The organism is Verrucomicrobiota bacterium, assembly GCA_038744685.1.
Lineage (GTDB): Bacteria > Verrucomicrobiota > Verrucomicrobiia > Opitutales > Puniceicoccaceae > Puniceicoccus.
Genome location: JBCDMB010000008.1, coordinates 107,954 through 120,983, shown reverse-complemented (window position 1 = coordinate 120,983; position 13,030 = coordinate 107,954). Strand labels below are relative to the sequence as shown.

At 50.7% G+C, this 13,030-nt stretch carries 9 protein-coding genes; 8 read left to right on the top strand and 1 reads right to left on the bottom strand.

The window, feature by feature from the left end; translation table 11 throughout:
- The first annotated feature begins 162 nt into the window (after positions 1–162).
- Positions 163–1,680 (top strand): alkaline phosphatase D family protein, encoded by a 1,518-nt coding sequence (locus AAGJ81_06950; GenBank protein ID MEM0965868.1) that lies wholly within the window; start codon positions 163–165, stop codon positions 1,678–1,680.
- 49 nt (positions 1,681–1,729) lie between these two features.
- Here the strand turns inward: AAGJ81_06950 and AAGJ81_06945 are convergent, their stop codons facing one another.
- On the bottom strand, positions 1,730–3,001 hold the full coding sequence (locus tag AAGJ81_06945) for a DNA-binding transcriptional regulator (GenBank protein MEM0965867.1): 1,272 nt from the start codon (positions 2,999–3,001) through the stop codon (positions 1,730–1,732).
- Positions 3,002–3,064: 63 nt separating this feature from the next.
- On the opposite strand from AAGJ81_06945, the gene AAGJ81_06940 reads away from it, so the two are divergent.
- From AAGJ81_06940 to AAGJ81_06910, 7 genes are all read left to right on the top strand, one after another.
- Positions 3,065–4,756, top strand: coding sequence for a divalent metal cation transporter (locus tag AAGJ81_06940; protein ID MEM0965866.1), 1,692 nt, complete (start codon positions 3,065–3,067; stop codon positions 4,754–4,756).
- 18 nt (positions 4,757–4,774) lie between these two features.
- Positions 4,775–5,512, top strand: a complete 738-nt coding sequence (locus AAGJ81_06935; GenBank protein MEM0965865.1) for a cupin domain-containing protein — start codon at positions 4,775–4,777, stop codon at positions 5,510–5,512.
- 79 nt (positions 5,513–5,591) lie between these two features.
- Positions 5,592–6,443 carry a ThuA domain-containing protein gene (locus AAGJ81_06930; protein MEM0965864.1) on the top strand — a complete coding sequence of 284 codons (852 nt, stop codon included), beginning with the start codon at positions 5,592–5,594 and terminating at the stop codon, positions 6,441–6,443.
- 42 nt (positions 6,444–6,485) lie between these two features.
- Positions 6,486–7,823, top strand: coding sequence for a Gfo/Idh/MocA family oxidoreductase (locus tag AAGJ81_06925; protein ID MEM0965863.1), 1,338 nt, complete (start codon positions 6,486–6,488; stop codon positions 7,821–7,823).
- An 82-nt stretch (positions 7,824–7,905) separates the two neighbouring features.
- Complete coding sequence (locus AAGJ81_06920) at positions 7,906–9,327, top strand: sulfatase (GenBank protein ID MEM0965862.1); 1,422 nt, start codon at positions 7,906–7,908, stop codon at positions 9,325–9,327.
- 368 nt (positions 9,328–9,695) lie between these two features.
- Entirely contained in the window at positions 9,696–11,612 is a 1,917-nt protein-coding gene (locus AAGJ81_06915; protein ID MEM0965861.1) for a sodium/solute symporter, read from the top strand.
- Between the two features lie 20 nt (positions 11,613–11,632).
- Complete coding sequence (locus tag AAGJ81_06910; protein MEM0965860.1) at positions 11,633–13,024, top strand: arylsulfatase; 1,392 nt, start codon at positions 11,633–11,635, stop codon at positions 13,022–13,024.
- The last annotated feature ends 6 nt before the right edge of the window (positions 13,025–13,030 follow it).

The following is a 13,030-nucleotide window of genomic DNA, read 5'->3' as shown; positions in this document are numbered from 1 at the left end:
CGACCGACTTTAATCCGCGAGAGAAATAGACGATATTCGATGGTCGAAATCGATATCCAAATCGCCCATCGGGGCCTTCCGATAGGGATTCAATGCCATTTCGATTTTGAAACCACTACGACTCTGTCTTCTATTTAACCGTTGGAGTAATAATCCGCGAAGATGAAAACCATACAAAAATCTGCCTCTTGTTTTACCATTCGACTCTTACTCATACTCATCACTCTTCTCTCTACTGGCTCAGCAGATCCTGTTTATGTTGAACCGACTGAATCATCCGTGCCGAGAGATGTGCGGAAAGGTAGTCTGGAGATGGATACGTGGATTATGGACAACTATGGTCTTGCGCAAAACGATAGGCGAGACCTCTACCTGGGAGCTCGAGAGTATCTTTCGGCATCTCGGGACGCCCGATTGAGTGATTCAGAGGTTGTCTCGATGGCGCAAGACATGGGGATCTCATTGATCAGTGGGCCATTGCTGGGAGATCTAACGACGGAGGGTGTTTCTATCTGGATGCGTCCATCGATAGCTGATGATTTGACCATTCTAGTCATTGGTGAAAATGAGGATCCGAAGTACTATCCCGTTATGGTCGAACAACTTGGAAGACCTGTGCGGACTCAGATCGATAACCTGAAAGAGGCTTCGTCGTATACCTACGCGATTGTCGCGTCGGATTCTGAGGTAGTGGCTCGTGGTTCGTTTAAGACTGCACCGCGAAACGACACTGATAGTCAGCTGCGAATCACATTCGGCGCGGACTTTCACAAAATTGGACTGCATAATCCCAACCTGTTCTCTCAGATTTCCAGGCGCGACCCTCTTGCGATGTTCTTCTATGGCGATATTGCGGCCGACGGACGTCGAAGTAATTTTAATATGATCGAAGCAGATTATCTTTTGCGTGATACTTCAGGACCATGGGCTAATTTTGTCGCCAACACGCCAGTCTACACTTCTTGGGACGACTGGGACTATTTCGCCAACGATCGAAGTGGTTTGGATCGACACATTACTGCTGAAATTCGTCAAAATCTCCGTGAAATTTGGAACGCCAATTGGAATAGCCCGGTTGAGAGGCCTCGGCGGGAAGGCATTTTTTTCAAGACGAGGTTAGGTCCTGTTGAGTATTTTATGCTGGATACCCGCTCTTGCCGCGAGACCGGCAGAAAGGGTGGGTTTAGGAGTTTCCTCGGCGAGGAGCAGCATGAGTGGTTGAAGCTTGGTCTCTTGGGATCGACGGCACCCTTTAAAGTAATTAGCTCTGGCACTATGTGGAGTGATTACGTAAGCGACGGAAAGGACTCGTGGGGTGTTTGGGACAAAGAAGGAAGAGAAGACATTTTCTCTTTTATCGAGGAAAAGGGAATCGGTGGTGTTCTCCTTGTCAGTGGAGACCGTCACGGTGCCCGGGGCTTCCGAATTCCTAGAAAGAACGACTTTGGATTCTTTGAGTTTGGTGTTGGTAGTTTGGGTGGCATCAAAGGGCCAGATGCTCTCGTTAAGGACTGTTCTGAACAGTTCTTCGGATATACTGGTTCCGAGATCATTGCCTTTGGTGAATTCACTTTTGATCCGGGCCGTCCTGACCCAGAAGTAACCTTTCGGCTAATTAGTGATCACGGTGTTATCTTGGAAGAGGTGAAAATCAGTCTCTCACAAATAACACCTCCCTGAGAAGGCTGACGACATTCTCATAAGAATCCCGCGAGAGATCGGGTAGGCTCTAGGCGGTTACCAAATGCCTGCGCCGATAGGCGAGCGGAGTTACACCCGAGTATTTTTTGAAAAGCCGTGAGATATTGCTCTCTGACTCATACCCCATCGAGTAAGCGATTTCTGCGACGGTAAGGTTTGTCTCGAGTAGAAGCTTTGAGAAATGCTCAATCTTGCGCTGACGGATAAAGCTTGAGATGGGTTCACCTGTGGCGGCTTGAAATTTGTTGTAGAGAGTCCGGCGGGAGAGATTGGTGGCCGCGACTACATCGCTTACGTCGATTGCCTGATTGATTTGTTTGTTGATGTAACGAATCGCTTTCGCGATCTCTACATCGCGAGTTTTGGCCGGATCCGTTGAAACACGTGCAATCACCCGCAAGGGTTCAATTACGATCTTTATGGGCTTTGTCTGGTGAGTGTTGGATTTGGTTTTTAACCGATGGTCGAGAAAGCGTGCGGCGTTGTAACCGGCACGTTTGACGTTGAGTTCGACACTGCTGAGAGGAGTCGCTGCAAGTTCGCAAACGGCTTCATCATTCCCGACTCCTATCAATGCAATTTCATCGGGGATAGAGCGATTGACCGCAATGCAGGCCTCTTGTGCGAGGAGAGCAAAATCGTCCGTACAGGCCATTAGTCCTGTTTGTCCGGGTAGCTCAGCCAGCCATTTCCGTAGTTTTCGAGAACTTGCACTCCAGCTGAGAAATTCGTCTCCCGTTTTACTTTCGAAAATATGAGCCTTGTGTCCGAGTGCTTCGACTTCTTTGCAAAACCCCTCACGTCGGAGACGTGACCAGAAAAAAAGGTCGCTGACTCCACAGAACGCAAAATTCCGGAAGCCATTTTCGTAAAGGTGGCGCGCTGCCAACCTCCCGGTTTCTACGTCGTCGACGATAATATTGGTGACACTTGGATTTGGCTCTGTGCTCGGAGCGTAGATGATCGGGAGTTTGCTCCTGAGAATTTTGTCGTAGTGCCGGGGCGAGCTTTCGCGAATGATCAAGGCGTCGGGCTTCCAAGCGCGTAGAAGCGCTTGCGGAGAAATATCTTCATCTCGCAGGTAGGAGACATTGCGAAAGAACTGCCAAGGACCGTGAAGGTTGGCATAATCTGCAATTCCACTCAGGAGAGAGCGTTCGTAGTGGCGTGTGCCTTGGATGAGGAGAGCGACTCTCGGGGGCGTTTGTCGTTTTGGAGCCATGCATAGATTCTCGTCGTTGAACTTGGGCTGACAATCATAATGTGCACGAAATGAAGAAAAGTATGCACGAATATACATTGTTAGTTTGGAGCGATACTGATACTCTATCGTCCTTTAGCCTTCGTCTCGCTCCAACCTCATATGCCCAAAACCAAATCAATCTCGACGCAGACCGAACGGGAAAATCGGATACTGCAGGATGCCGAATCAAAAGGTGTACTCGGGCGATGGATTACCTATGCGAAGTTGTCGGGTCCTGGTTGGTTGCAGTCCGCTATTACCCTTGGCGGCGGTTCGTTGAGCACAAGTCTTTTTCTAGGGGTGCTTGGAGGGGTATCACTTCTATGGATACAGCCTGTTGCGATGGTTCTCGGGATTATCATGATGTGTGCGATTTCCTACGTTGTTCTTTCGACCGGAAAACGCCCCTTTGAGCTCATTCGAACGAGAGTAAACCCCGTTATTGCCTGGGGGTGGATCATAGCGACTTTTCTTGCGAATATAATTTGGTCGCTTCCGCAATTTAGCCTGGGTACTGCAGCCGTCACCCGCAATTTGGTGCCCGGATCGAACCCGTATGTTGTGAGCTTTGTCATGTTGGCAATTTCGGTGGCGATCATTTGGTTTTATGATTCTGGCCGAAAGGGAATTCGAATCTTTGAGAATCTTTTGAAACTCTTCGTCGCTCTAATCGTCCTCTCCTTCGTTGGGGTTGTTGTGAAGTTGGGTTACTCCGACAACGGACTCAATTGGGGTGCGATCCTGGGTGGATTTGTGCCGGACTTTAAACAGCTTACCACTCCTGCTGCTACGTTCTCGGAGAGTCTGTCTGGATTGAGTGATGAGGCTTACGAATTCTGGCGTGGGACGATCGTAAGCCTCCAACGGAGTGTGATTTTCTCAGGTGTAACGTACGCAGTGGGGATCAATATGACCTTTTTGCTTCCTTACTCGCAGCTAGCGAAGGGATGGAACAGGAACTTTCGAGGTTTGGCAGTCTTCGATTTGTCCACGAGTTTGCTGATTCCTTTCATTCTGGCGACCAGCTGTGTAGTGATTGCTGCGTCGAACCAATTCCATACAGATCCTGAGGAAGGGTTAATGACGAAATTGACTGCTGCGGGCGAGGTAGTGTTGATGAACGAAGGGCCCCAGAATACTGCACTTGCCGGAGCCTACCGAACACTTCTGGTTCAGCGACTTTCGCACCAAGGGATCGGTGTTAGCGATATGACGGAAGAGGAGCGTGAGATTGTTTTTGCGCAGATGCCGGACAAAGAGAAACGACTTGCGGCAATGCTGGTCAAGCGTGGTGCCCTTTCGTTGGCAACATCCCTCGAACCATTAATGGGCTATGCATTCGCTAACTATGTTTTTGGTTTCGGGGTCTTTGCGATGACGCTTTCGAGTATAATTATTCTTATGCTCATCAATGGATTTGCATTTTGTGAGATGCTCGGGCTTCCACACCGTGGTCTTTGGCATCGTTTCGGCTGTATGTTGCCGGGAGTGGGCGTGCTCGGGCCACTTATTTGGCAAGGGGCGAGTTTTTGGGTCGTCGTACCGACAGCGATCATCGGTTTGATTGCATTACCTCTGGCCTATCTCAGTTTTTTCGTATTGTTCAACAGCAAGAAGCTTCTTGGCGAGGAACGGGTAGAGGGTCCGAAGCGATATGCGTTAAACGCGATTATGATATGCGCGATTGTTTTCGTGAGTTTCGGATGCGTTTGGGCAACTTACGACCGGGCCGGGAATTTAGGTCTGGTCGGAATCGGAGTATTTCTGCTTTTGGCAGCGATTGCCCATTTGAGGAATCGAACTGTGTTATAAATTTTATCGAAGAAAACTATGGCGAACTTAGAACTATCACAACAAACGACGGGTTTGATCGGAGGTCTTGGAATGACCCGGGTTAAAGTTTACGATCAAAGGGTAGCTCCCGATGGAAAACATTCCGGGTGCCCCCACATCCATGCGATTTGCGCTGAAGCTTACTACATCGTAAGCGGAAAAGGGTCCGTTGAGCTACACACATTAGATAAGGGATTCAGAACCGTTCTTCTTAAAGCTGGTGATTACTTTCAATTCCCGCCGAATGTACTGCACCGGATCGTAAGTGACGAAGGGCTGTCTGTCCTAGGACTGATGAGTAACTCGGGTCTTGCTGAGAACGGTGACGCGAGAATCTACTTCGGACCGGAAGTTGACGAAGAACCCGATAGTTTCAGCTATTTGGTCAGTCTAGCGTCGACAGGAATCGAGGGTGCATTGGTGCGACGGGACGCCGCAGTGCGGGCCTACCAGAAGTTGATTGATCTATGGGACAGTGATCGTGCCAATTATTTCCGCGAGCTGGAGAGGTTTGTCGATCTTCACCGAAACAATGTCCTTTCAGAAGCGGATAAGTTTAGCGAACACGTGCAGAGCGGACCGATTGCCTGGGGCAAACATACTGAAACGCGGTTGTCCGGAAACAAATCCAGCTTCGATGGCGATAGGTTCGTTTTTAACGGAGACTCTGGAGATGCCCGAATGGGAATGTGTGGAACGTTGCACCCAGTGCAGCTCGGTGGCCTCGAAGTTTAAAACCATTAATCCGATGAAATACTTAATAGCTTTTTTAGTCTTAGTTTTGGCAATACCAACTTTGGCTCATGTCTCGAATGTGAAGCGGATAAAGTTGACACCCGAATGGTCAGAAAAGATCGAAGGTCTTGCTCCTTCAAATCCTCAAGCAGCCCCGCAGACGGAGCGCCTCGTGCTTATTTTTACACTCATGACCGGCTTCGAACACTGGGTTACCCCTCATACGGCCGAAGTGATTCGGATCCTTGGGGAAAAGACTGGTGCCTACGAGAGTGTGGTGAGTGATGATCTGAGTCATTTCGAGGCAGAGAACATTGGTCGTTTCGATGCGATCATTCTCGTCAATAACTGTTCTAAGCGTCCGGAGCGCAACCTGTTTTACGACGCATTGGGGGATATGGAGAAGGCTAATGAGCTGGAGGAAAACCTTATCAGGTTCGTAGAAGAGGGGAATGGTTTGGTGCCGGTTCACGGCGCGATTGTCATGCAGAATAACTCCGAGCCGTTTTGCGAAATGATCGGAGGTGCCTTTGCATTTCACCCGAAGCAAACGATTGTCACCGGAAAGGTCGTGGACTCCTCCCACCCGATCACTTCGGCTTTCGAGGCCGGAGAGTTTCATCACAAGGACGAACCTTATCTCTTTAAGGGTGCTTATTATGACTTCGACTTTCGGCCTTTGCTTGAAATGGAATTGCCAGACGTAGACCAGGAGGTCCGAGATCAGGTCTTTCTCCGCAATGGAGAACCGATCAAGCGCTACATCTCCTGGATAAGAAGTCATGGCGAAGGGCGCGTCTTTTACTGTGGGCCAGCTCACAATGCTCAGAGCTTCGAGGATCCTGAGCTACTACAGTTTATCCTCAACGGTATCCAATACGCCCTTGGAGATCTCGAATGCGATGACTCTCCTCTGGCACAACAGGAATAAGATCACCAATTTCGCTCTCAAGTTACTAACCTACCCAGAATCATGAAAAGAAGAGAATTCATTAAAACCTCCCTCGCATCCGGTAGCGCAATGCTCATTCTACCCCCGCACGTATGGTCTGGTCCCTCGAAGAACGACACTATGCAAATCGGTCTCATCGGTTCGGGTCGAATGGGTTGCACCAACATGAATGCGGCGATGGCTCGAGGGTTGAAGAAGCAAGCCAATGCACGAATCGTCGCTGTTTGTGATCCAGATTCCAGTCGGATGGACAATGCATCTGCGATTTGCACCGATTTCTATGAGGGACGTGGAGAGTCGAACGTAGAGATCACGCAATACGAGGACTATCGCGATCTGCTTGCCGACGAGTCTTTGGATGCAGTCATCATCGCCACTCCAGATCGTTGGCATGCACTCCACGGGATCGCAGCGGCCAATGCGGGTAAACATATTTTCATGCAGAAGCCTTTGACTTACTCAATACCTGAAGGCCGGGCTCTTGTTGACGCCGTGCGCCGAAATGGAGTAACGCTCCAAGTGGGCTCGCAACAGCGGTCAAGTGTCTATTTTCGTAGAGTTTGCAACATTGTGAGGAACGAGTGGTTGGGGAAACTCAAGGAGGTCCTCGTCGAAGTCCCGACTGACAAAGGAAACCAACCTTTCGTCGAAATGCCTGTGCCGAGCCACTTGAACTACGATCTGTGGCTTGGTCCAGCATCCTATTCGCCCTACACCGAGCTAGGAGTTCACTCCCAGAATATCAACCCCCAGCGCAAATATGTGGGGCGCCCTGGATGGTTGCAGCGAGAAGATTTCTGCCTAGGGATGATCACTGGATGGGGTTCGCACATGTACGATATCGCTCAGTGGGCAATGGGAGTTGATATGGATGGAGGTCCAACTGAAATCAGTGCCACCGGAGACTTTCCGGATCGGGGTATTTTTGATGTGCACGTTGGCTATAATGGTGAAGCCCTTTATCCAAATGGTGTCATTGTGCGCTCAAAGAATGGCAGTGCTGGTGTGAAGTTTACTATGGAAGATGGCGTCGCCCGATGCTCGAGAGGCGGTATGAGCTGCAGTGATCCTGAAATGCTCCGACGCATTCCTACCGATGGCGAGGTTGCAGTTTACGAGAGTAAGGGTGGCCATGAACTTGACTGGATGGTTGCGGCGAGAGAGGGCCGGGATGGCGTCTGCCCGGTCGAAGGCGGACATCGCACGAACACGATCTGCGTGCTGCACCACATTTCGATGAAACTCGGTGGACGTAAAATCAATTGGGATCCGGAGACAGAGCAGATTGTTGGGGACTCCGAAGCTGCTCGGATGCTTGATGTTCCTGTCAGAGAAGAATGGAAAATCAAATCGGCGTAAGAGCTGAATCGAACTCCTCTTTTCTCTTCACTTTATAAACCAGACCCGAAACGAAAAGGGAGTTGTTTCTTATTTTTACACAATGAGGCGATCACTGAGACTGTTTTGTCTTGGCTTTCTTGCAGGAGTATTGATCGGAAATGCGACTCAAACAAACGTCCTCCTGATCTGTGTCGATGACTTGCGGCCCGAGCTCAATTGCTATGGCCGGAGCTACATACATTCGCCCAATATTGATCGACTCGCCAGCGAAGGGCATCTGTTCGTGAACCATTACGTAAACGCACCGAGCTGCGGACCGTCCCGATATACTCTTTTAACCGGTCGATATGGAGTCGCTAAGAATAGCGCACTATTTGAACGTGCACGAAGAATTGAAGACGGTTTGGATTCAGTCTACCCGAGTCTACCTGAGATTTTCAGGTCCAATGGTTATACCACGGTTTCCGTAGGAAAAGTCTCTCACCATCCAGGCGGGAGGGGCGGTCCGGATTGGGATAGTGCTGAACCCATTGAGATGCCGGGTGCGTGGGACAGGCACCTGATGCCCTCGGGTGAATGGCAACATCCCCGCGGTGCTATGCACGGGCTGGCATTTGGCGAGATCAGAGAGAATGCGAGTGAGATGGCAGTATTTCAGGCTGTTGATGGTTCCGATACTATCTACCCGGATGGGCTGATTACAGAAGAAGCTTTGCGTCAGTTGGATTTACTGATTGCCGATAAAACGAGCCCTTTCTTTTTGGCGGTCGGTATGATTCGTCCCCATTTGCCCTTTGGGGCTCCACAAGAGTATCTCGATTTGTATGCGGATGTTTCGATGCCCGAGGTATCCCATCCAAAACGTCCGAAAGGGAAAACGACGTGGCACAAGTCCGGCGAGTTTTATAAGTACCATCGCTGGGATAAAGATCCCAATAAAGATGAAGCTTTTTCCGAAGAAGTTCGTCGCCACTATGCCGCTTGCGTAAGCTATGCGGATGCTCAGATAGGCAAGATTTTGGACAGACTCGAAGCGACCGGTGAGGATGAAAATACTATTGTCATAGTCTGGGGTGACCATGGGTGGCATCTTGGGGAGCACGCGATTTGGGGGAAGCATAGCCTGTTTGAGGAGTCTCTTCATTCTCCGCTGATCGTAAAGTATCCGGGAATGGACCGCGTTGGAGGAAGGACTGACGCCATTGTTTCTACGGTAGATATTTTTCCTACGTTGCTCGATTTGGTTGGGCTCACTCTTCCGGACTTTCTTCAAGGAGATTCGCTGGTACCACACCTCGAGAATGGGTCGGACAAAGAAGGCAGTGCTTTCGGATACTCTCGATGGGCAGAAACAATTCGCACTAGGACTCATCGACTTACCGTTCATGACAGTGGCTTTGTTGAACTCTACGACCACACCAGCCCAGAGCGGGAAACGAAGAACGTGTCTAAGGATTTTCCGGAAGTAGTTTCTCAGTTGAAAGAGTTACTGGCTGAGAGGTCGGAGACGGTTGAACGCTGACTTGGCATATGTCTCCCTAGAACCGTTCCCGCGACTAGTAAGGAACGAAGCCCTCTAACGGGCACCCGGTTCTCTCATTTCTTCCCTCTACTGGGAGGGTATTTTCGGGAAGTCGTTTTCTCGTGGTTTGGCGAGGGGGTTGAGGAGAAACAATACGTAGCTGATCGTGTGGGTTGAAGGTTGTTGTTTTCGGTGTCAAAAGAGTCAAATCGTTGATGCCTATTCACTTGTATAGGCCGAGAAACTCTCTCTGTCCTTGCCCAATCTTTTGTGAAGTGATGCCATTGGGTCCGAGCAGATTCACCGAAAAGAAGCGATAACGTCTTCCTTCTTCCCTCGAAAAACTCCCTACCTCCCTCTCCCCAAACATGAATATTCTGGAAATAGTTCTTTTCGTCTCTGCCGTAGTTGGCGTAATTGCTTTAGGAATATGGAAGAGTCGAGACGAAGACACGAAGGGGGAAAAGGGAGCCTCGGATTACTTTCTTGCCGGTAGGGGTCTGACCTGGTGGCTGGTGGGCTTCTCCCTGATCGCCGCGAACATCTCAACGGAGCAGTTCGTGGGAATGTCCGGGGCGTCGGCGAACTGGCTGGGGATGGCGATTGCCTCCTATGAGTGGATGGCAGCGATCACCCTGGTTTTCGTTGCCTTCTGGTTCCTGCCCAAGTTCCTCAAAGCCGGCCTCTACACGATTCCCGAGTTTTTGGAGTATCGCTTCAACACGACCGCCCGCCTTACGATGGCGATCCCGATGATCGTCACCCTGGTCTTCGTGACGACTGCTTCGGTGATCTTTTCCGGTGCGAAGTTTGTTTCGGAGTATTACCACGAGGTGCCGGTCCTGAATAATCTTACCGCAGTTTGCTGGCTGATCGCCATCTTTGCAGCAGTTTATGTCTTCATCGGGGGATTGAAAGCCTGTGCATGGACCGACCTGATCTGGGGAGCCGCCCTCATCGTTGGTGGAGCAGTGGTCATGTATCTCGCGTTTAACGTGCTCGCTGAAAAGCCTGCCGACGAACTCATCCTGACCAAAGTGGAAAATTCGGATGCCACGGTAGAGCAAATTGACGAGGCCGGAGGCTGGGAGCGTTTCATGCTCCTGAATGATGGGGTGGACGGAGAAGCCGTTGCACAGAACGGGCCGAACGGCTCCGGAGGAAAGGTCCACATGATTCGACCCAAGGAGGATTCCGACATCCCGTGGACCGCTCTCCTGATCGGGTTGTGGATTCCCAACCTCTACTACTGGGGGCTCAACCAGTATATCGTGCAGCGAACGCTCGGCTCAAAGTCACTTGCTGAAGGGCAACGGGGGATCGTTTTTGCTGCAGGGCTGAAGCTTATCATCCCCTTTATCGTCGTGATCCCGGGAATCCTCGCCTTCAATCTTTTCAGCAGTGACCTGAGAGAGTCACAAGTGGAGACCAACCAAGAGATGGTTGAAGACGTGGAAGACAATGAGGTCTTTGAGGTGGACGATCAGTTTGTCGAGATCCACCCCGATCTCGCTCCGCGGGTTTTGGCGATAAATGCTAGCGCAGTTGGCGTCGTCCCTACAGGGCCTCTATCGGCCGAGCAGATCAACAGCCTTGCAGTGCAGGCAATGGAGGAAGGGGCTGAGAGTGCTGGCACGCTTTATTCCTATGACTATGATGCGGCTTTTCCGATTTTGGTTCGGAACCTGATTCAGCCGACGCCCTTGATCTCCTGGTTTGTCCTGGCAGCGCTGAGTGGTGCGGTGATTAGTTCGCTGGCCTCTATGCTGAATTCGGCATCAACCATTGCGACCATTGACCTGTATTCGAAGTTTACCGGACAGACGGATCCAGCATCCCTGGTGAAAGTAGGCCGTAGTTTTGTTGTGATCTTCGTAGTAGTGGCAGGGTTGATCGCACCGTCATTGGACAAGTTCGACAGCATTTTCTCTTATATTCAGGAGTTCCAAGGCTTTATCTCGCCGGGTATCCTGGCCGTCTTCATCTTCGGCTTCTTCTCTCCGAGAACTCCCCGGTATTTTGGGGTCCTCGGTATTGTTGCGAGCATCGCAATCTACGGGAGCCTACTGTTTCTCGGCGAAGAAATCGCCTTCTTGAATCGGATGGCAATCACGCTGGGCCTGGTGATCGTAGTGGGTATCCTCCTGACCCTCCTGCGACCCATGGCCAAACCGGTTGAGATGCCGGTGAATGACGAGATTGCCCTCGAATCCTCCTCGGGGGCCAAGATGGCCGGTGTCGGCGTCGTCGTTCTGACGATCATTCTCTACATCGTTTTCTGGTAAGGAACGCGATGCTCGGGGAAATGAAAGTATTTTTGCTCGCACTAGCGTGTCTGGCGTTGGGTTTTGGGTCAATTGAAGCCCGTAAGCCGAATGTCATCTACATCCTTGCTGATGATCTTGGATACGGCGATCTTGGCAGCTATGGGCAGGCCAAGGTGCCGACGCCGAATCTAGACCGTCTCGCGGAGAGTGGGATGCGCTTTACCGATCACTATTCGGGGAGTTCGGTCTGTGCTCCTGCCCGTAGTTCTCTGCTGACAGGTTTACATACGGGTAGGACACCAATTCGGGGGAATGCAGAAAGGCAACCGGAGGGACAAGTCCCCATGCCCGCCAACACCTACACCGTCGCTCACTACTTGCAACACTTCGGCTACCAAACGGCAGTCTTCGGCAAGTGGGGTCTAGGCTATCCGGGTAGTGTCAGTGATCCTCTGAAAATGGGTTTTGATCGGTTTTATGGATACAACTGTCAGAGGATGGCGCATAGCTATTATCCAGCTTGGCTTTGGGACGATGATCAACGCGAATTCCTTTCCGGAAACACCCGCTCGTTTCAAAATAGGGATTACGCACCTGACTTCATCCAACGTGAAGTGCTGTCCTTCATCAATCAGAACAAAGATCAACCCTTTTTTATCTACTACGCGATCATTCAACCCCATGCGGATATGGATGCGCCCGAAGAATATATGGAGAAGTTCCGTGGTAAGTTTCCGGAAGAACAACCATACGAAGAGGATTACTATCTTGGGCAGGAAGAACCCTATACGGCCTTTGCTGCGATGATTACGATTCTCGACGAATATGTCGGGGAATTGATGGAGGAAATCGACCGGTTGGGCTTGGCTGAGGACACTCTCATTCTTTTTTCCTCCGACAACGGTCCCCACGATGAAGGAGGTGCTAACCCTGAATACTTTAACTCGAGTGGGGATTTTCGAGGAATTAAGCGCGACCTCTACGAGGGTGGGATCCGTGTGCCTTTGATCGCGAGCTGGCCCGGCCATATCGCTCCCGGAAGCGTTTCCGATCATCCTTCAGCCTTCTGGGATTTCTTCCCGACGATGGTTGACCTTGTGAAGAAGCGTTCCTATGCGGCAACGGATGGAATTTCCTTTCTCCCAACTTTGCTTGGAGAAGAGGACCAAGAGCAGCACGAATATCTCTACTGGGAGTTTCCGCAGAAGGGCGGAAGGTTGGCGGTCCGTTCAGGGAAATGGAAGGGAGTACGCTACAATGTTCACAAAGACCCTTCCTCAACTCTTGAGTTGTATAACCTGGAAATAGACCCGGGCGAAACGACGAACGTTGCTGCCGACCATCCAGAAATAGTTGCTCGGCTAGGGGCATACATGAGGGAGGCTCATGAGGAGTCTGCTTACCCGACCTTTGCGATAGTTGTCGAGTGATTCGAC